Origin of the sequence: Pseudomonas marvdashtae (assembly GCF_014268655.2) — a bacterium.
Taxonomy (GTDB): domain Bacteria; phylum Pseudomonadota; class Gammaproteobacteria; order Pseudomonadales; family Pseudomonadaceae; genus Aquipseudomonas; species Aquipseudomonas marvdashtae.
The window spans coordinates 174737-194274 of the sequence record NZ_JABWQX020000001.1; the positions used below are offsets into that span (position 1 = coordinate 174737).

At 61.4% G+C, this 19538-nt stretch carries 20 protein-coding genes; 9 read left to right on the forward strand and 11 right to left on the reverse strand.

Features of this window, described 5'->3' with window-relative positions:
* Positions 1–167: 167 nt before the first annotated feature.
* From HU742_RS00860 to HU742_RS00870, 3 genes are read left to right on the forward strand one after another with little or no spacing between them, the layout of a single operon-like run.
* Positions 168–983: an HDOD domain-containing protein gene (locus tag HU742_RS00860; protein ID WP_186634451.1), complete on the forward strand. Its 816-nt coding sequence runs from the start codon at positions 168–170 to the stop codon at positions 981–983.
* A gap of 26 nt (positions 984–1009) precedes the next feature.
* Positions 1010–1822 carry a bifunctional DNA-formamidopyrimidine glycosylase/DNA-(apurinic or apyrimidinic site) lyase gene (mutM, locus tag HU742_RS00865; protein ID WP_186643443.1) on the forward strand — a complete coding sequence of 271 codons (813 nt, stop codon included), beginning with the start codon at positions 1010–1012 and terminating at the stop codon, positions 1820–1822.
* Positions 1823–1877: 55 nt separating this feature from the next.
* Complete coding sequence (locus tag HU742_RS00870) at positions 1878–2198, forward strand: multidrug transporter (protein WP_186634008.1); 321 nt, start codon at positions 1878–1880, stop codon at positions 2196–2198.
* Between the two features lie 23 nt (positions 2199–2221).
* On the opposite strand, the gene HU742_RS00875 is transcribed toward HU742_RS00870, so the two are convergent.
* The 5 genes from HU742_RS00875 to HU742_RS00895 all read right to left on the reverse strand — a co-directional run bounded on the left by HU742_RS00875 (position 2222) and on the right by HU742_RS00895 (position 6875).
* Positions 2222–2473: a YfhL family 4Fe-4S dicluster ferredoxin gene (locus HU742_RS00875; protein WP_003206534.1), complete on the reverse strand. Its 252-nt coding sequence runs from the start codon at positions 2471–2473 to the stop codon at positions 2222–2224.
* A gap of 145 nt (positions 2474–2618) precedes the next feature.
* Positions 2619–3098, reverse strand: a complete 480-nt coding sequence (gene coaD / locus HU742_RS00880; protein WP_007897855.1) for a pantetheine-phosphate adenylyltransferase — start codon at positions 3096–3098, stop codon at positions 2619–2621.
* 115 nt (positions 3099–3213) lie between these two features.
* On the reverse strand, positions 3214–4809 hold the full coding sequence (locus HU742_RS00885; protein ID WP_186643444.1) for a GMC family oxidoreductase: 1596 nt from the start codon (positions 4807–4809) through the stop codon (positions 3214–3216).
* Between the two features lie 63 nt (positions 4810–4872).
* Complete coding sequence (locus HU742_RS00890) at positions 4873–5418, reverse strand: twin-arginine translocation pathway signal protein (protein WP_186643445.1); 546 nt, start codon at positions 5416–5418, stop codon at positions 4873–4875.
* A 26-nt stretch (positions 5419–5444) separates the two neighbouring features.
* Positions 5445–6875, reverse strand: a complete 1431-nt coding sequence (locus tag HU742_RS00895) for a coniferyl aldehyde dehydrogenase (protein ID WP_186634017.1) — start codon at positions 6873–6875, stop codon at positions 5445–5447.
* Positions 6876–7023: 148 nt separating this feature from the next.
* On the opposite strand from HU742_RS00895, the gene HU742_RS00900 reads away from it, so the two are divergent.
* Both HU742_RS00900 and HU742_RS00905 read left to right on the forward strand, forming a co-directional pair.
* Positions 7024–7695: a TetR/AcrR family transcriptional regulator gene (locus tag HU742_RS00900; RefSeq protein WP_186634454.1), complete on the forward strand. Its 672-nt coding sequence runs from the start codon at positions 7024–7026 to the stop codon at positions 7693–7695.
* Between the two features lie 35 nt (positions 7696–7730).
* On the forward strand, positions 7731–8585 hold the full coding sequence (locus HU742_RS00905; protein ID WP_186643446.1) for a sulfurtransferase: 855 nt from the start codon (positions 7731–7733) through the stop codon (positions 8583–8585).
* On the opposite strand, the gene HU742_RS00910 is transcribed toward HU742_RS00905, so the two are convergent.
* The 6 genes from HU742_RS00910 to HU742_RS00935 all read right to left on the reverse strand — a co-directional run bounded on the left by HU742_RS00910 (position 8548) and on the right by HU742_RS00935 (position 16021).
* Complete coding sequence (locus HU742_RS00910) at positions 8548–9579, reverse strand: hydrolase (RefSeq protein ID WP_186643447.1); 1032 nt, start codon at positions 9577–9579, stop codon at positions 8548–8550. The genes HU742_RS00905 and HU742_RS00910 overlap by 38 nt on opposite strands.
* 79 nt (positions 9580–9658) lie before the next feature.
* Positions 9659–11125 carry a M16 family metallopeptidase gene (locus tag HU742_RS00915; protein WP_186643448.1) on the reverse strand — a complete coding sequence of 489 codons (1467 nt, stop codon included), beginning with the start codon at positions 11123–11125 and terminating at the stop codon, positions 9659–9661.
* Positions 11118–12455 carry a M16 family metallopeptidase gene (locus HU742_RS00920; protein ID WP_186643449.1) on the reverse strand — a complete coding sequence of 446 codons (1338 nt, stop codon included), beginning with the start codon at positions 12453–12455 and terminating at the stop codon, positions 11118–11120. Before HU742_RS00920 ends, HU742_RS00915 begins: the two co-directional genes overlap by 8 nt.
* Positions 12456–12562: 107 nt before the next feature.
* Entirely contained in the window at positions 12563–13180 is a 618-nt protein-coding gene (gene rsmD / locus HU742_RS00925; RefSeq protein WP_186612081.1) for a 16S rRNA (guanine(966)-N(2))-methyltransferase RsmD, read from the reverse strand.
* Positions 13180–14673, reverse strand: a complete 1494-nt coding sequence (locus HU742_RS00930; RefSeq protein WP_186643450.1) for a M16 family metallopeptidase — start codon at positions 14671–14673, stop codon at positions 13180–13182. Before HU742_RS00930 ends, rsmD begins: the two co-directional genes overlap by 1 nt.
* The gene (locus HU742_RS00935) at positions 14666–16021 is read right to left on the reverse strand and encodes a M16 family metallopeptidase (protein ID WP_186643451.1); all 1356 of its coding nucleotides are present in this window, start codon (positions 16019–16021) and stop codon (positions 14666–14668) included. The genes HU742_RS00930 and HU742_RS00935 overlap by 8 nt, the downstream gene beginning before the upstream one ends.
* Positions 16022–16169: 148 nt before the next feature.
* Between HU742_RS00935 and HU742_RS26940 the strand changes: the two genes are divergently transcribed.
* Genes HU742_RS26940 through ftsX form a run of 4 tightly spaced genes read left to right on the forward strand, consistent with a single transcriptional unit; the run spans position 16170 to position 19470 of the window.
* Positions 16170–16355 carry an ATP-binding protein gene (locus tag HU742_RS26940; protein ID WP_225923594.1) on the forward strand — a complete coding sequence of 62 codons (186 nt, stop codon included), beginning with the start codon at positions 16170–16172 and terminating at the stop codon, positions 16353–16355.
* Positions 16356–16364: 9 nt separating this feature from the next.
* Complete coding sequence (gene ftsY, locus HU742_RS00945; RefSeq protein ID WP_186643453.1) at positions 16365–17783, forward strand: signal recognition particle-docking protein FtsY; 1419 nt, start codon at positions 16365–16367, stop codon at positions 17781–17783.
* Positions 17780–18451 (forward strand): cell division ATP-binding protein FtsE, encoded by a 672-nt coding sequence (ftsE, locus tag HU742_RS00950; RefSeq protein WP_025215982.1) that lies wholly within the window; start codon positions 17780–17782, stop codon positions 18449–18451. The genes ftsY and ftsE overlap by 4 nt, the downstream gene beginning before the upstream one ends.
* Positions 18448–19470, forward strand: a complete 1023-nt coding sequence (gene ftsX / locus HU742_RS00955; protein ID WP_186634044.1) for a permease-like cell division protein FtsX — start codon at positions 18448–18450, stop codon at positions 19468–19470. Before ftsE ends, ftsX begins: the two co-directional genes overlap by 4 nt.
* Positions 19471–19538: the final 68 nt, after the last annotated feature.

The following is a 19538-nucleotide window of genomic DNA, read 5'->3' on the forward strand; positions in this document are numbered from 1 at the left end:
GGAGTATACCGTGTTGCGGGGATTGGCGGGCTTAGAGGACGATCGGTGGCCTGGCGGTGTATCGGATCCATCTTTAAGGGTTAGAATCCCTGCCTGGCCCAGAGTGCGTACCCATGTCCAAAGAGCTTACCGCCGAACAGATCCAACAGTCCCTTCAAGGCATCAGTGTGCCGCCCCAGCCGCAAATCATGGTGGATTTGCAAATGGAGCAGTACATGCCCGATCCGGACCTGGAGACCATCGCCAAGCTGATTTCCCAGGACCCGGGACTCTCGGGTGCCTTGCTCAAGATCGTCAATTCACCCTATTACGGCTTGAGCAACAAGATCACCTCGATCCAGCGCGCCGTGAACCTGCTGGGCAGCCGCTCGATCATCAACCTGATCAACGCGCAATCGATCAAGGGCGCGTTGCACGATGACGCGATCGTGGTCCTGAATCGCTTTTGGGACACCGCCCAGGACGTGGCCATGACCTGCCTGACCCTCGCCAAGCGCGTCGGTCTGCAGAACGGTGACGAAGCCTACGCGCTGGGGTTGTTCCACGATTGCGGCGTGCCACTGATGCTCAAGCAGTTCCCCACGTACATGGGCGTGCTGGAGGAGGCCTATGCCAACGCCAGCGCCGAATGCCGCGTGGTGGATACCGAAAACCGTGTGTTCAACACCAACCATGCGGTGGTCGGCTATTACACATCCAAGTCCTGGCGCCTGCCGGATCATGTCAGCCAGGCCATCGCCAATCATCACAATGCGCTGGCGATTTTCAGTGACGAGTCTTCGCGCAATAACAGCCCGCTGAAGAACCTCTTGGCGATCCTGAAGATGTCCGAAAACATCTGCGCGTCCCATCGGGTATTGGGCAATCAGGCCGAAGACCGCGAGTGGCAGTGCGTCGGGCCGCTGGTGCTCGATTACATAGGGTTGTCGGAGTACGACTTCCAGACCCAGAAACAGGAAATTCGCGACCTGGCCACTCGTTGAGTGCCGTCGCCTGATTCGAGAACCCCATGCCAGAACTGCCGGAAGTCGAAACCACCCGTCGCGGAATTGCACCGCACCTTGAGGGGCAGCGGGTCAGCCGCGTGCTGGTGCGCGACGGCCGCTTGCGCTGGCCTATTCCGGAAGATCTCGACGTGCGGCTTTCGGGGCAGTGCATCGTTCAGGTGGAGCGGCGCGCGAAGTACCTGTTGATCAATGCCGAGGTCGGCACGCTGATCAGTCACCTGGGCATGTCCGGCAACCTTCGGCTGGTTGAAATCGGCATGCCCGCCGCCAAGCATGAGCATGTCGACATCGAGTTGGAGTCCGGCCTGGCCTTGCGCTACACCGACCCTCGGCGCTTTGGGGCGATGCTCTGGAGCCTCGATCCGCTCAATCACCAATTGCTGATTCGCCTGGGGCCGGAGCCGCTGACCGATCTTTTTGACGGCGAACGGCTTTTCCAACTCTCCCGTGGGCGTTCGATGGCGGTCAAGCCGTTCATCATGGACAACGCGGTGGTGGTTGGCGTCGGCAACATCTATGCGACAGAAGCGCTGTTTGCTGCCGGGATCGACCCGCGTCGCGAGGCGGGCGGCATCTCTCGGGCGCGTTACCTGAAGTTGGCGATCGAGATCAAACGCATCCTCGCCCATGCCATCGAGCGTGGCGGGACCACGTTGCGGGACTTCATTGGCGGCGATGGCCAGCCCGGTTATTTCCAGCAGGAATTGTTCGTGTACGGGCGGGGCGGACAATCGTGCAAGGTTTGCGGCACGGGGCTGCGGGAAATCCGCCTGGGCCAGCGTGCGAGCGTCTGGTGCCCACGCTGCCAGAGCTGATTCGTCCTACGGTCTATAGTCAGTAGTCATACTGCCTAGCCGAAGGATCGCCCCCATGAATCAGCTTCGACCTTTTGTTCTGGCACTCTCGCTGAGTGTCGGTTTGCCTGTCCTGGCAAACACTGAGAGCGGTGACCCGCGCTATACCATCCAGAATCCGCCTGCCTTCGCCATGATCGGCGACTTGCTGATTGCCCGTCCGTTGCTACTCGCGGCCACCGTGATCGGTGCCGGGGCGTTCGTCGTATCGTTGCCGTTCACCGCGTTGGGGGGCGGTGTAGGCGACGCGGGGAAGGCGTTGGTGGTCGACCCGGCGAAAGCCACCTTCGTGCGCTGCCTGGGGTGTATTGGGGAAGGGTTTGAGCGGCAGGAGTGAGGCCTGGAGGCTCGCCCGAAAACTCAAGCCTTGCCGGTAATCTTGCGGTATTTCGCCATCAACTGTTCTTCAGTCTCCGGATGAGCCTCGTCCAGCGGGATGCAATCCACCGGGCAGACTTGCTGGCACTGGGGTTCGTCGTAATGGCCGACGCACTGGGTGCACAGGTTCGGGTCGATGACGTAGATTTCTTCGCCCTGGGAAATGGCTTCGTTCGGGCACTCGGGTTCGCAGACGTCGCAATTGATGCAGTCGTCGGTGATGATCAGGGACATGCAGACTCCGGCCGGGGCGTTGGGCCCGGGCAGTTGAAAACGAATAGGCGCAATTGTGCCGCAATCAAGAGCGCAGTGCACGCGGGCGCGATGGACTGCGCCTGCTTGGCGGTCTGGCCGCGAAGTGAGTCGCGACCAGAGAGGGCTATTTCTTGAAGCGCAGGGTCAGCGCATCGGCCACCGCTGGGTGCACGAACTTGGTGATGTCGCCGCCCAAGGCCGCGATTTCACGCACCAGGGTCGAAGAAATGAAGGAATAACGCTCCGACGGCGTCAGGAACAGACTCTCGACGTCCGGCGCCAACTGTCGGTTCATGTTGGCCAGTTGGAATTCATATTCGAAGTCCGATACCGCGCGCAGGCCCCGCAGGAACACGTTCGCGTTCTTTTCCTTGGCGAAATGCGCCAGCAGCGTCGAAAAGCCAACCACTTCCACGTTGGGCAGATGCTTGGTGACCTCACGAGCCAGCTCCACACGTTGTTCCAACGGGAACAGCGGGTTTTTCTTCGGGCTGGCGGCGACGGCAATGATCACATGGTCGAACAGGCGCGAGGCGCGTTCGACCAGATCGCCATGGCCCTTGGTAATAGGGTCGAAGGTACCTGGGTACAACACTCGGTTCATCGCGTCGTCCTGGCGGGAGTCCGTTGGGGAGTCGGATGGTATCGCAGCCTTCTCGGTCGGCCAAGTCGGCTGTTGGGTAAGAACGCACTATAGACGTTGCGAATATTCGATATTTTCATGTTTTTCCCAAACGTTCGGCCAGGGCAGTCGCCAGTTGCGCGGTCAATCCATAGACCGACAACTGCGGATTGGCGCCAATGCTGGTGGGGAACAGCGAGCCGTCGTGGATCGAAAGATTGTCCAGTTGATGATGACGTCCGAGGCTGTCGGTCACAGCGGTCTTTGGATCTTCGCCCATTGCGCACCCGCCCATGACATGGGCGCTGCCCAGGCGGGTGCGGTACAAGGCAAGGTCGAGTTGGTCGATCTGCGTGCGAGCTTCGGCCAGGGTTTTCACATACCGCGCGTCGCTGTGCATTGGCATGACTGCCCGGGCCCCGCCGGCGAACTGGATCTCGGCCATGCTGTGGAATGCCCGGCGCAAGCCGTCCCAGGCATACGGCGAAACGTGGTAGTCGAGCACAGGCGTGCCGTCGCTGCGCAATTCGACGCTGCCGCCAGTGCTGTCCGGATGAAAACCATCGCGCAGCAGCGCCAGCATGGCATGGGTATGAGGCAGTTGCGCCATGTGCAGGGCGCTCTCGCCGCCGAACCCGCCCAGCAGCGTGGCGGCAAGGGCCGGGTGCAGGGGTGGGACTTCGAGCTTGTAGGACATTTTGCCGGAGACGCCGTCCTGCCATTGGAAATGATCCGAGTAAATCGACTGTGGCGCGCCGTAGAACGGGTTGATGACTTCGTCGAATTGCCCGGCGGACATGTTCACCAGATGCAGGAAGGTGCGCTTGCCAAGGCGTTTGTGCGGGTCCGGCGCATCGGAGCGCAGCAGCAGGGCCGGGCTGTTGATGCCACCGCCGGCCAGTACGTAATGCCTGGCCCTGACGGTGATGCGCCGCCCGGTGGGCGCTACACAGCGCTCGTCCATGGCTTGGCACTCCAGGCTGGCGACCGCATTGTTCTTGATGACGACGCGCTCAGCCCGCGCCAGGTAAAGCAGCGCGCCGCCCTTGTCCAGCGTGGCGGGTATGGTGGTGACAAGCATTGATTGCTTGGCGTTGGTCGGGCAGCCCATGCCGCAGTAACCCAGGTTCCAGCAGCCGCGCACGTTGCGCGGGATGACGTGCCAGCTGTAGCCCAAGCGTTCGCAGCCTTTGCGGATCACGTCGTTGTTGGCGTTGGGTGGGATCAACCACGGCGCCACGCCGAGGCGCTGTTCCATCCGCTCGAACCAGGGCGCCATCTGGGCCGGGTCGTGCCCCTTGACGTTGTGCTCGGCCGCCCAGTGGTCGAGGGTTTGCGCCGGCGTGCGAAAGCTGGAAGTCCAGTTGATCAACGTCGTGCCGCCCACCGCCCGGCCCTGGAGAATGGTAATGGCGCCGTCCTTGCTCATGCGCCCGAGGCCTTCTTGGTACAGGCTGGTATAGGCCTGGTCTTCGAGCAGCGTGAAGTCATGGCTGGTCTTGAGCGGGCCTTCCTCGATCAGCAAAACGTTGAAGCCGGCGGCGCTGAGAATTTCCGCCGTGGTGCCACCGCCGGCGCCGCTGCCGATAATTGCCACGTCCGCTTCCAGCGTCAGGTCCTCGGACAATTGCGCGCCGTTGTAGGTGGTCCAGCCACGGGCGAGGCCTTCGCGGAACGGGTCGAGTACGGGCATGCTCGGGCTCTCTTAGTGGCATGGGGTTGCGATGGGGCATTTTCAGGAGGGGCGTGCCTGGCTTCAGATCGCTGGCGGCCCCGGATACCCGCAATGGGCCCAGGACTCGGGCCGGCTGTACCAGGCCATCATGACCATTTGCAGCAACGAGCTGTGGCCTTGGCGCAGCAGACTCAGCGAGCTGTTTTCCCAGCGCGACAGAAACTCTTGGATGTCATGGACGCTGGCGTTTTCCCACGCGCCCCAGACTCCAGTCAGCGGTCCGCGGGTTACTCCCAGCGTGAGCACGTCGAACAACTGGCGCGTGAGCTTGAGCATGGACGGCGACAGATGCGCCAGTCCACGATCCAGGCTTTGCAGCGTGGCACCAGCGGCGGCGGGGATTGTTTCACCCGCCACGGCGGCGTTCAGCATCACCGGAATGACGGCGTGCAAAAATGGCAGGTCGCTATCGCGTAGCGCCAACAATCCATTGGCCGGTTGACTGGACGAGCAACCGCTCAGGCTGGCGCCCACACCAACGGTTGCCAAAAAAACGCTGGCGCCCAGGCTCAATTGCAGCAGGCCGCGTCGTGACAGGGCGGGCGTATCGGTCAGGCTTGGGTTCATTATTGTTATTACCCGGGAGACCATCGTTAGCGGATAAACAGCTTTTGGATCAGCGTCTGCAGCGGCTTGCCATAGGGCGGATAAATCAGCTTTGCGGCGTTGAATCGTTGTTTGGTCAGCACGCTCTTGGCCTTGCTGAAGGTCAGGAATCCCTCGTGGCCGTGATAGTGCCCCATCCCCGAGGCGCCAATGCCGCCAAACGGCATGTCGTCCTGGGCCACGTGCAACAAGGTGTCATTCAGGCATACGCCGCCGGAATGGGTTTGTTCGAGCACGCGATTCTGTTCAGCCTTGTTGTAGCCGAAGTAATAGAGCGCCAGCGGACGTGGCCGCTGGTTAATGTAGGCAAACGCCTGGTCGAGGTGCTCGTAAGGCACGATGGGTAGCAGTGGCCCGAAGATTTCGTCCTGCATGACGGTCATGTCATCGGTGACGTTAAGCAAAAGGCTGTGGGCCATGCGTCGGCCCTGGCCCTGGTCGAACAACTCGATCAACAGCGCGCCCTTGCTGGTGGCATCGCTGATATAGCCGTTGAGTCGCGCCAGTTGTCGTTCATTGATAATCGCGGTGTAGTCCGGATTGTCGCTCAGCGTCGGATAGAACCCGCGCACGGCCTCGCGATATGCCTCGACGAACGCCCCGACCCGATTCTGGGGGACCAGCACATAATCCGGCGCCACACAGGTTTGCCCGGCATTGAGGGTCTTGCCGAAGGCGATGCGCTCGGCGGCGTCCTTGAGTGGTACGTCGTCTGAAACGATGGCGGGAGATTTGCCGCCGAGCTCAAGGGTGACGGGGGTCAGGTTTTCAGCGGCGGCACGCATCACGTGCTTGCCGATGCTGGTGGCGCCGGTGAACAGCAGGTGATCGAACGGCAACCTGGAGAACGCGACGCCGACATCCGCCTCGCCAAGCACGACGCACACCAGATCCTGAGGAAAGATCCGCGCCAGCAATTGCTTGAGCAACAAACCAGTGGTGGGGGTCGATTCGCTGAGTTTGAGCATCACCCGGTTACCCGCCGACAACGCCCCCACCAAGGGACCGATGGCCAGGAAAAGCGGATAGTTCCACGGCACGATGACCCCGACCACGCCCAGCGGCTGATAGACCACTTTCGCCGACGCCGGCTGGAAGGCGATGCCGACCTTGCGCCGGGAAGGCTTCATCCAACCCTTGAGGTGTCGGCTGGCGTAATGAATGCCGTGCAGGCTCGGCATCAGCTCGGCCAGCAACGTTTCGTCTGCGCTGCGGTGGCTGAAATCGTCGCTGATGGCATTGATCAGCGCCTGTCGTTCGTTGCTCAACAGTTCACGCAATGCCTTGAGCCATTGCAGGCGCTGTTCGGCCGGCGGCATCGGGTGAGCGGCGTAGGCTTGGCGCTGGGCGGCAAAGAGTGCCTGGAGTTCGTCCAGCTGCTGTTGGGACTCGTGCAAATAAGCAACGTCGGCAGGCATGGCGGCACCGGATAATTGTTATAGTCGATGCTTTCTAGAGCTTATGCTCTAAAAAGTCAAATGAGCGGTGGAAAATGGCTTGGGTTTTATCCTGTGACCGATAGGTCGTAAGATGCCCTTCAATTACTTTTTCATTAAAGCCCAAGCCATGGCCCCACGAATAAAAACCAGCGAGCGCATCGTGCAGAACAGCCTGGAGTTGTTCAACCGGCAGGGCGAGCGCAGCATCAGCACCAATCACATCGCCGCCCACATGGACATGTCCCCGGGGAATCTCTATTACCACTTCCCCAACAAGCAGGCGATTATCGCCGTGCTGTTCAGTGAATACGAAAACCTGGTGGACAGCTTCCTGCGCCCGCCTCAGGGGCGGCCAGCCACGGTGGACGACAAGCGTTTCTACCTGCAGGAGTTGCTATCGGCAATGTGGCGCTACCGCTTCCTGCATCGAGATCTGGAACATCTGCTCGACAGTGACCCGGAACTTGCGGCGCGCTACCGACGGTTTTCCCAGCGCTGCCTGATCCATGGCACCGCTATCTATGAGGGCTTTGTTGCCGCCGGCATCCTGGAGATGGACCGTGTGCAGATCGAGTCGCTGACGCTCAACGCCTGGATCATCCTGACCTCCTGGGTACGGTTCCTCTGCACTACGCGGGAAAACTCCAGCCATCTGAGCGAACAGGCCATCAAGCGTGGCGTGTATCAAGTGCTCGTGCTGGAGGCGGGCTTCGTCACCGATCAAGCCCGCGAAGCGGTGAATGCACTGTTCAAAGAATATTATGTCCCCCTGGCCCAGACTCTGGAGGAAGGGCAGTAGGATCGGACCCCCTGAACCCGTTACAGGAGCTCACCATGCCCATCGCTCAACTCATCAGTCCCCAAGGCCTTGAACAGAGGCGAACAGATCCCGGGCTGGTGATTCTTGATTGTCGTTTTGCCTTGGAGGATCCGGACTACGGCCAACGCAGCTACGCCGAAGGCCATATTGCCGGAGCGTCGTTCGCGGACCTTGAGCGGGATCTGAGCGGGCCGGTGATCAAGGGTGTGACCGGGCGCCATCCGCTGCCCGATCCTGAAGCCTTGATCGCGCGCCTGCGTGCCTGGGGCATCGGCAACGACAGCACCATCGTGCTGTACGACGATGGTCCCGGCGCCTATGCCGCCCGGGCTTGGTGGCTGCTGGTGTGGCTGGGCAAGCGTGACGGTGTCTACATCCTGGATGGTGGTCTCAAGGCCTGGCACTCGGCGGGCTTGCCGCTGAGTCTCGATCCACCTGCAAATCAGCCTGGGACGTTCAGCGGTTCGGCGGACGCGAATCTGCTGCTCGACGCCGAAACGTTGCAACAGCGCCTCGGCCAGTCGGACATGACGTTGCTGGATGCGCGGGCATTGCCCCGTTTCAAGGGCGATGTCGAGCCGATCGACCCGGTGGCCGGGCACATCCCTGGCGCGCAGTGCGCAGCTTTCACCGACAACCTGGGCGCCGATGGACGATTCCTGCCTGCAGGCCAGCTCAAGCTGCGCTTCGCTGAAAAGTTGGGCGATCGCCCGCCGAGCGGGCTGGTGGCCTATTGCGGCTCCGGCGTGACGGCCTGCCATAACCTGTTTGCCTTGTGCTTGGCGGGGCATCCGTTGGGCAAGTTATATGCGGGATCCTGGAGCGAGTGGATCAATGATCCGCAGCGGGGCGTGGCGAAGGGCGAGTAATGCCATGCGAGGCCAAGCTGGCCAGCCATTCGGGTACGCGTCGTTCGAGATAGTAGCCCGGGCGCCGCAATGTTCCGTCGACAAACCCGACATGGCCGCCCTGGGCATGCAATTCGAGTTGGGTGGAGCCTGACAGCTCCGCCGGTTCGGGCAAGCTGTGGGGAAACACGAACGGATCGTCGGCGGCCTGGATAAGCAGGGTTGGGGTTCTTATCCCGGTGATGAAATAGCGGCTGGAGGCGCGACGATAATAATCGGCCGCATCCGAGTAACCGTGCAGCGGCGCGGTCACCCGGCCATCGAAATCCCAGAACGTGCGCATGTTGTCCAGCGAGCCCAGCGCGGCCAGGGCGGCAAGCCCGTCATGACGCCCGTCATGCTGGAATTGACGCTGTTTGTTGCGCACATAGGCGAGCATTTCGCGCATGAAATGGGCCTGGTAGAACCTGGAGAACCCTTGCCCGATGCGGTCGGCGCATTGATCCAGGCGGAACGGCACTGAAACCGCCACTGCTCCCTGCAATTGGCTGTCGCTGCCGGTTTCCCCCAAGTGCTTGAGCAACACGTTGCCGCCGAGTGAATAACCCACCGCGAACAACGGTGCCAACGGCCGCCGGGCCCGAAGGTGAGCGATAGCGGCGGCCAGGTCTTCGCTGACGCCCGAATGATAGCTACGGGGCAACAGGTTGGGTTCTCCCGAGCACCCGCGCCAGTTCAAGGCGACGCTGGCCCAACCCTTAGCGTCGAGCGCTCGCTGCAGGCCGGCCACATAGGGTGAGTTGGAAGAGCCGGTCAGCCCATGCAGTACCAACACTAATGGTGCATCGGCACTGTGCGGGCCGTGCCAGTCGAGATCCAGGAAGTCACCGTCTTCGAGCCACAGCCGTTCGCGCTCGCGTTCGATGTGGACAGTCTTGCGCCAAAGCGGTCCCCATAGCGTCTGCAGGTGTGGATTAGCCAGGCCGAAGGCCGGTGTAAATCGTTGGCTGGACATAGGGGAGTCTACAGGCACGTCGGGTCTCGTCATTTCAAGCATAGGCGCCAGGCGTGGAGGTGCGCCTGGCGCGGCAGCTTTAAATTGCCATAAAGGCCTGCGCGGCGCGACATCTGTCCTGTGCAAGGGCATCGGCCGACGGTGCCACTGGCGCTGGCAAGGGTTGCTGCTCGACCGTGGGACCCACCGTCACAACGTGCCAGGCGTCGGCTGCGAAATGGCGGTTCAGTGTGTCCTTTATTTGCCTGGGGGTCAGTGCCTGCATCTGTTGGACGGTGTAGTCCAGGTCAAGCGGCAGGTCATCTCGATTTATCCTGACCAATTGATCGAGAATCTGTGCATTGTTGGCGCTGTCATGAGCAATCGAACTCCGCATCCGGCCTTTCAGTTGGTCAACTTCCTGTTGCGTCGGCCCGTCGCGCAGATAGTCGGTGAACATTGAGCGCACCAACGCCTGAGTGCCTTGGTTGAAGTGTGGACTGGTCCGAAGCGAGATGATCGCCAGGGCGCCATCGGCCCAGTCCCAGTGCAGGATCCTGGTGCCATACACCAGGCCGCGCTTTTCCCTCAGCTCCGTCATTAACCGGTTCTTGAAAATCCGGTTCGCCGCATCCAGCGCAAGATAGTCGGCATGCGTGCGCGGCACGCTGGGCTGGGCGAGCAGAAGTTGGGTTTGTTGCTGCGCCCGTTCCAGATGGCTGTTCGTTGGCGTGCCAACCGAGGAGGGGTCGTCGGGACGAGCGGCCTGGTTGGTGCCGGGCAAGGCACTGCTGATCTGTTGGCTGATCAGTTGGGCCTGTTCGAGCGTGAGGTCGCCGACCAAGGTGATCTGCGCCTTCACCGCCGAGTAGGCTTGCCGATGGAAGTCCTGTACCGCTTGGCGTGTCAGAGCGTCCAGCGCCTCGTTCGTGCCGAACATCGGTTGGGCATAAGGGTGCTTGGGCGCCAGTTGTTCCTTGAGGTGTTGGTGCGCGATGTCCGTCGGGTTCTGTCGGTCACGCAGAAGTATGTCTTTCGCCTCGTTTTTCACCCTTGCCAATGCTTCATCACTGAGCAATGGGTTGCCCAATATTTGCGAAAACAACCGTAGGGCTGGGGTGCGCTTTTCCATTTCGCTCAAACTGCGCAAGGAAAATGCGCTGCGTTGCGGATCTATCCCCATGCCGAGCCTTGCCCCCAGGCTCTGAAAGGTGTCGATGATCGCTTGATGGCTTTCCATGCCTGGCACGCCTTCGTTGAGCATGCTGTAGGTTACGCCGGCGAGGCCGGGGATATTGCTCCGGGCGCTTCCCGCCTCGAAGCTGACATGGACATCGAACATCGGCGATGCCGTCGTACGGACGAACAAGACCTTGCTGCCAGCTGTTGTCTTCCAGCCCTTGACGGCCAGGGGGCGCGGCTTTGGTGCGACGATGTCTGGCTCAAGCAGCGATTGCAGGCGCACCGTGGAGCCATTCGAAACGGTATCGGCCAAGGCTTGCGCGCAGCAACCCAACAGTGCGATCCCCAACATCGCAAGACAGCCAGCCTGAGCTGATTTATTCATGGGTTTGCTCCCCTTGGATGTGCGCTATGGTCAGGCGATCACGGGTCAGATAGGTCGCGGCGGCTTGTCGGATGTCATCCGGGGTTACTTTTTTCAGCTCGGCAATTTCGTCGTTCATCAATCGCCAGGACAGCCCGTTGCTCACCAAGGAGCCGAGGAAATGGCCCTGGCCCTCTATTGAGTCCTGGCCGTAAATGTTTTGTGCGATCAGTTGCGTGCGAGCACGTTCCAGCTCATCAGGCGCGGGGGGATCGGTTCGTAGCTTGTCAAGTTCTTGCCACACGCGCGCCTCGACGTCATTGAGCGAGCCGGTGTAGGCATTGGAGATACGGCCGTCGATCAACAGAAGAGCGTCGCCACGTCCCAGCCAGTTGTAATCGGAGGATAGGGCGGAGAACAGCGGCGTCTTGAATTGAAGCTGCGATTGCAGTCGGGCGCTGCTTGAGCCTGCCAGTAGCATTTGGAGCAAGCGCAAGGCATACACGGTCCGAGGAGGCTCGGCGGTCACCAGCACCGGGACATTGAATGCCATGAGAAATTGCGTAGCGGAGTCGGGTACGTCAAGGATGAGCCTGCGTTCGCCGGGTCGGTCCAACTCCAGCGGTGCCCGCGACGCGGTGAAAGGACGGGCGGCTACCGCCCCAAAGTAAGTTTTTGCCAGCAGCTTGACCTGCTCAAGCGTGACATCGCCAACCACGACCAACACGGCATTGCCGGGCGCATAGCGGGTTTGATACCAGTCGCGCAAGTCAGCAATGTCGAGTCGCTGCAGGTCGTGCATCCAGCCGATGGTGGGCGTGCGGTAGCCACTTGAAAGATGGGCCAGGCTAAGAAAGCGTTCCAGGGCCAGCTCTCCGGGGTGGTCCTGGTTCTCGCGCCGTTCCTCCTGGATGACGGCAATTTCCGGCAACCAGTCTTCGGCGCGCAGGTGAGCGGTCGACATGAGGTCTGCCATCAGTTCGAACGCGACACCCAAGTGACGAGGCTCAAGGGTTTGATGATGTACGGTGAAATCTTCCCCGGTAAAGGCATTGTATTGGGCGCCCAGGGTATCCAGGGTCTTCATGGCCTCGCCCGCACAACTCTTGTGGCTACCTTTGTAAACCATATGTTCCAGCGCGTGAGACAGTCCTGAGCGGCTCGGCGCCTCGTCGGCCGAGCCGACTTTGAACCAGAGTTGCGAGCTGACCAGTGGGGCACGATGATCTTCGCGCACGACCACTTTCAGGCCATTGTCCAGCGTGAACTCGTGGGTGGGGGGAGAATCGGCTACCGCCACTAGCGGTGCCAACCAGAAGAAAAGCAGCATCCTGCTGCGAAAAACGTCCATGGGTAAAATCGTCCTCAGTGGTTCACAAAATTGTGTCACTCACTGTGGCGTTTCCAGGATGGCGGCGTGCGGTAAATAAGTACCGCACCTTCCAAGCGTTTTTCGGTTCACGCAGGTGCGACTGCTCCAGCGGTGCGTTGCCAGAGCGCGTAGAAGACCCGGCCGGATTTCTGCTCGCGATGCAGGCGCCAGTTGCTCGGCATACCGAGTGTCGAGGGCGCTGTTTCGCTTTCGGTGTAGACCCATGCGTCGTCCGCCAGCCATTGTCGGTCTTCAAGCAAGGCGCACACGGCAGGCAACAGATTCTGATTGAAGGGCGGATCGAGGAAGACGAGGTCGAAGGGCGTCGACGGTTGACCTTCCAGATAGCGCAGCGCATCGGCCGTCTGCACTTGGCCGACGGTGCAACGCAGGGTACCCAGGTGTTCTTTCAGGCTGGAGACCGCCAGGCTGCTGGCATCCAGCGCCTGCCCCATGGCGGCGCCACGGGACAGCGCCTCGAGGAACAGCGCGCCGCTACCGGCGAATGGGTCGAGCACCCTGGCACCTGCTACGTAGGGCGCGAGCCAGTTGAACAAGGTTTCGCGAACCCGGTCCGGGGTCGGGCGCAAGCCTGGGGCATCCGGGAAGCTCAAGCGTCGGCTGCGCCATTCGCCGCCGATGATGCGCAGTTGGTTCACACCGTTGTGCACGGGTTTCTTGCTGGAATTGGATGGACGGGCCATTAGTGCTCCGGGACCCCGAGCGGCTGCTCGGCAGGTTTGTCAGTGGGGGCCGGCAACGGCTCTTGCGGCACGGTCGGGCCAGCGGTGACGATGACCATCTTGTCCGTGCTCAGGTGTTTGTTCAGTGCGGCCTTGACTTGCTCGACGGTCAGCTCCTGCGACTGGCGCATGAAATCTTCCAGGTAGCTCAGCGGCAAATCGTAGAAACCCATGGCGCCGAGCTGGCCAACGATGTCGGCGTTACTGGCGGTGGATAACGGAAAGCTGCCGGCCAGCTCGCGCTTGGCATCGTCGAGTTCCTTTTGGGTCGGGCCGTTCTCGAGGTAATCGGCGAATACGTCCTGCACCAGCTTGAGCGTGCCTTCGCTCATCTGCGCACGGGTTTGCAGATTGATCATGAACGGGCCGCGGGCCTGCATGGCGGTGAAGCCGGAATAGACGCCATAGGTCAGGCCGCGTTTTTCACGAACTTCGGTCATCAACCGCGTACCGAATCCGCCGCCACCGAGGATCTGGTTGCCCAGGGACACGGCTGCATAGTCTGGATCGTCCCGATCGATGCCCAGTTGCGCGAGCATCAGGTTGGTCTGCTTGGATGGGAACTCGATGTGGTGGACGCTCGCTTTCGGCTCCACCGGTGGTGGTGTTTTCGCCAGGGCGGGGCCCTTGGGCAGCGCGCCGGACACCTGGTTGGCAATGGCTTCGGCCTCGGCACGGGACAGGTCCCCCACCAACGCGATCACGGCGTTACCAGCCGCGTAGGCCCTGGCGTGGAAAGCCCGGGCCTGGGCCAGGGTGATCGGCGGAATGCTTTGCGCGGTGCCGTCGCTGGAGTGGGCGTAGGGATGATCGCCATACAAGCGCTTCATCAATTCCAGGCCCGCCAGTTTGCCGGGGTTCTGCTTCTGGTACTCGAAGCCGGCGAGCATCTGGTTCTTGATGCGCGCGAAGGAATCGGCGGGGAAAGTCGGCTTGCCGACCACTTCGGCAAACAGTTTCAACGCCGGCCCACGCTTGTCCGCCGCGCTGAGGCTGCGCAGCGAGGCCACGGCCATGTCCCGAAAGGCACCGTTGCCAAAATCCGCGCCAAGGCTTTCGAACCCTTCGGCGATGGCGCTGACGTCCTTGCCAGCCACGCCTTCGTTGAGCATGGCGTTGGTCAATTGCGCCAGCCCGGGAACGTCGCCGTCCTGGCTGCTGCCGGCGGCGAAGGTCAGCCGCAGGTCGAACATCGGCAACTCGCGGGCCTCGACGAACAGCACCTTGGCGCCGTCAGCGGTTTTCCAGGTTTGTACGTTGAGCTGGCGACGGCTGGGCGCCTTGCCGTCCAGCTCGGCCAGTGATTGCAGCTTTTTACCGGACTTGGCGTTGTCCAAGGCCTGGCTGGCGGTGACGTCAGTGGCCGGCAGCAGATAGAACGCCAGCGCTCCAGCCACCGCGATGAATACCAGGGCGATCAGTGGTCCCCGGCGCGATAAATTGCGCTCATTCATGAGTTTTCTCCTCGGGCAGGACGTGCGCGACGCTCAGGCGCGAGCGGGTGAAATACAGCTGGGCTGCCTTCTGGATATCCTGCGGGGTCACGCTTTGCAGTTCGGCGAGTTCGGTGTCCATCAGCTTCCAGGACAGACCGACTGTTTCCAGCTGGCCGATGGCAGTGGCCTGGCTGGTGATCGAATCACGCTCGTACACCAGGCCGGCGATGACCTGGGCGCGCACGCGCTCCAGTTCTGCGGCGGTCGGGGCGGTGGTTTTCAATTGTTCGAGCAAGCGCCACAAACCGGCTTCGGCCTGGGCCAGGGTCTTGTTCTTCTGGGTGTTGGGCGTTGCCGACAAGGTGAACAGCGTATCGCCACGGGTGAAGGCGTCGTAATTCGACGAGCCGCCGGAGACCAACTCTTCGCCACGCTCCAGCTGTGCCGGAATCCGTCCGCTGTAGCCGCCGTCCAACAGGGCCGAGATCAGCCGCAGCGCGTTGACCGAAGCCTTGTCCGTGGCGGTGGCAATGCTTGGCACATTGAAGGCGAGCATGACACTCGGCAGTTGGGTCTGCACATGCAGGGTGATCTTGCGCTCGCCAGGCTCGGCCAGCTCCAGGGGAATTTTCGCCGGCGGCACGGCGCGCCGGGCAATCGGGCCGAAGTAGCGCTGGGCCAGGGTCTTGACCTCTTCCGGCGTCACGTCGCCGACCACCACCAGGGTGGCGTTGTTCGGGACGTACCAGGATTCGTACCAGTGGCGCAGTTCCTCGACCTTCATCCGCTCCAGGTCGGCCATCCAGCCGATGGTGGGCGTGTGGTAGCCGCTGGCCGGATAAGCCATGGCCTTGAAGCGCTCATAGGCCTTGGACATGGGCTTGTCGTCGGTGCGCATGCGGCGCTCTTCCTTGATCACCTCGATCTCGCGGCTGAACTCCTCTGGCGGCAGGCGCAGGCTCGCCATGCGGTCGGCTTCCAGTTCGAAGGCCACGGCCAGGCGATCCCGGGCCAGCACTTGGTAATAAGCAGTGAAGTCGTCGCTGGTGAAGGCGTTTTCCTCCGCGCCGAGGTCACGCAGGATCAGCGATGCCTCGCCGGGGCCGATCTTGTCGCTGCCCTTGAACATCATGTGTTCCAGCGCATGGGACAAACCGGTCTGGCCCGGCGTTTCGTAGCTGGATCCGACCTTGTACCAGACCTGGGAAACGACCACCGGTGCGCGATGGTCTTCACGCACCACGACCTTGAGGCCGTTATCGAGGGTAAATTCGTGGGTGGGTTGGGGATCGGCAGCCAAGACTGGAAAGGGCAGACAAACCGTGCAGAGCAGCAGGCCTGCGGCGCAGCGGGCAAGAGCATTCATTCGTGTTTAAACCTGTTGGGCTGCCTGCCGGGTCTTAGCCTCAGCAGGCGAGGAGGTGCTAGGATAACGGTCCGTTTTACTGGCGGCCACGCCTATCGGGTCTTTTATCGGCCCAGGGTTGTTTGAGTTCCGTGCAAAAGCGTTGGGTTTGTTCGGGGATGCCCGCGTTTTCGCCGATGATGTCTTGCCAGTCCTTCGAAAAATCGAGGTTGAAGTGTCCTGGAGACATTTCGACAATCTGTTGCGCGTGAACAAGCTGGATGAAACGCAGTCTGTTCAGCATCGAATATTTATCACCGAGGCGCCCTCAAGGCGCGTCGCTACCGTGAGATAGCCGTCCTCCATGTTTGGTTCCAACGACGACAAGAAGACCCCAGCTGAGGCTGGCGAGAAAAAAAGCCTGTTCGGATGGCTGCGCAAGAAGCCGCAGGAACCCGTTGTCGAACAGCCGCAACCTGAGTCTGCCGACGAGTCGGTGGTTGAAGAGGCTGCGCCCATTGTCCTGCCGATCGCCGAGCCGGTGCTGCAACCAGCCCAGCCTGAATCCGCGCCTGAAGCCGAACCGGTGGCCGAGCAACCGTTGACCCCGCCCGCCGGACAGACACTCTGGCCGGCTTTGCCGGTCGCGGAGGAGCCCGTCGCGCTGGTCGAGGATGCCCAGGCCGCGCAGGTCACGCCACCGATTCCGGCCTCGACGCAGCCGGTCGAGGCACCGACTGCCGAGGCACCTCCGGTCGTCATTGCGCCTGCTCCGGCCGAGATCGCCCCAGCGCCTGCACTGGCTGAGGAGCAAACCCCGGCCGAGCCTGAGCCCCGCGCCGAAGAGAACAAAGTCGGCTTTTTCGCCCGTCTCAAGCAAGGCCTGTCCAAGACCAGCGCCAGCATTGGCGAAGGCATGGCCAGTCTGTTCCTGGGCAAGAAAGTCATCGATGACGAATTGCTGGAAGACATCGAGACCCGCCTGCTGACCGCCGATGTTGGCGTCGAGGCCACTTCGGTGATCATCCAGAGCCTGACCCAGAAGGTTGCGCGTAAACAGCTGACTGACGCCGATGCCCTGTACAAATCCTTGCAAGGCGAGCTGACCAGCCTGCTCAAGCCAGTGGAAAAACCGCTGGTGATCGCCTCCCAGAACAAACCGTTCGTGATCCTGGTTGTCGGCGTCAACGGCGCCGGCAAGACCACCACCATCGGCAAACTGGCCAAGAAGCTGCAGCTCGAAGGCAAGAAAGTCATGCTCGCCGCGGGCGACACCTTCCGCGCCGCCGCGGTCGAACAACTGCAAGTGTGGGGCGAGCGCAACAAGATCCCGGTGATCGCCCAGCACACCGGCGCCGACTCCGCTTCGGTGATCTTCGACGCCGTACAAGCGGCCAAGGCTCGCGGCATCGACGTGCTGATCGCCGACACGGCCGGTCGCTTGCACACCAAAGACAATCTGATGGAAGAACTGAAGAAGGTCCGCCGGGTGATCGGCAAGCTCGACGCCGACGCGCCTCACGAAGTCCTGCTGGTGCTGGACGCCGGTACTGGCCAGAACGCCATCAACCAGGCCAAGCAGTTCAACCAGACCGTCGAGCTGACGGGACTGGCCCTGACCAAGCTCGACGGCACCGCCAAGGGCGGGGTGATTTTTGCCCTGGCCAAGCAGTTTGGCCTGCCTATTCGATACATCGGCGTGGGCGAGGGCATCGATGACTTGCGCACCTTTGAAGCCGAGCCCTTTGTCCAGGCGCTGTTTGCCGAGCGGGAGCATTCATGATTCGTTTCGAACAGGTCGGTAAGCGCTATCCGAACGGTCACGTCGGCTTGCATGAGCTGAGCTTTCGGGTCCGTCGGGGCGAGTTTCTATTTGTCACCGGCCATTCCGGCGCCGGTAAAAGTACCTTGCTACGCCTGCTGCTGGCGATGGAGCGGCCTTCCACCGGAAAACTGCTGCTGGCCGGGCAGGACCTGAGCACCATCAGCAACGCGCAGATTCCCTATCTGCGGCGTCAGATCGGCGTGGTGTTCCAGAACCACCAGTTGTTGTTCGATCGCACGGTGTTCAACAACGTGGCGTTGCCGCTGCAAATCCTTGGCCTGTCCAAGGCCGAGATCGTCAAGCGCGTGGATTCGGCTCTGGAGCGCGTGGCCCTGTCGGACAAGACCGACCTGTACCCGGGCGATCTGTCCACCGGCCAGCAACAACGCGTCGGCATCGCCCGCGCCATTGTCCACCGCCCGGCCTTGCTGTTGGCGGATGAACCCACCGGTAACCTCGACCCGCGATTGGCGGCGGAAATCATGGGCGTATTCGAAGACATCAACCGCTTAGGCACCAGTGTGCTGATCGCCAGTCATGACCTGGCATTGATCGCACGTATGCGTCACCGAATGCTCACCTTGCAGCGCGGTCGATTGATCGGTGATGGGGAGGCCGGCGTATGAGTGCGACTCGCAGCCCGAAAGTGGCCGAACGCGTGGCCCCCAAGGGCACCGATCCGCAGCCGCAGAAAAAAAAGCGCGACGATGACGACGGCCCGGATTTCGCCACGCTGTTGCGCGCCTGGGTAGAAAGCCATCGCGCCAGCCTGCTCGACAGCCTGCGGCGCCTGGGCAAGCAGCCCATCGGCAGCTTTTTTACATGCATGGTCATGGCGGTGGCGTTGAGCTTGCCGATGGGCCTGTCACTTCTGCTGAATAACGTCGAGCGGCTTGGTGGTTCCTGGCAGCGTGCGGCGCAGATTTCCCTTTATTTGCAACTGGACGCGACATCGGGCGAAGGCCATGCATTGCGCGAACAGATCAAGGCCATGCCGGGCGTAGCCGATGCCGAATACGTGGGGCGCGAGCAGGCGCTTGAAGAGTTCCAGCAACAGTCCGGCCTGGGCGAAGCCCTCAAGGAACTGCCGGAGAACCCATTGCCGGGCGTGGTGCTGGTGACGCCGAATGAGGTCGACAAGCCCACTCTTGAAGCATTAAGACAAAGACTTTCCGAGTTGCCGAAGGTACAGCAGGCGCAACTTGATCTAGTCTGGGTCGAGCGTCTGGCGGCGATACTCAAGCTCGGCGACCGGTTTGTCTTCGGCCTGACGGTGCTTCTGGTGTCTGCATTACTTTTGGTGATAGGTAATACCATTCGTCTTCATATTGAAAACCGCCGCACCGAGATAGAAGTGATTAAACTCGTCGGCGGTACGGACAGTTATGTACGCAGGCCCTTTCTTTACATGGGGGCGCTGTATGGCTTCGGTGCCGGCATTCTGTCCTGGGGTGTATTGGCGTTCGGCCTGGATTGGCTGAATGATGCGGTTGTGGGACTGGCCGGTTTGTACGGCAGTGATTTCGCACTGGCCGGTGTGCCAGTCGCCGACGGTCTGTCGCTCTTGCTTGGCGCGGTGCTGTTGGGTTATATCGGTGCATGGATTGCGGTAGCACGCCACCTGCGTGAGCTTGCTCCAAAATAGTGTTTTTTGCGCGTATTGACCTTTCAGTTTTTGTGGGAACTTGTCCTACGGTTCCCGGTCAATTTTCG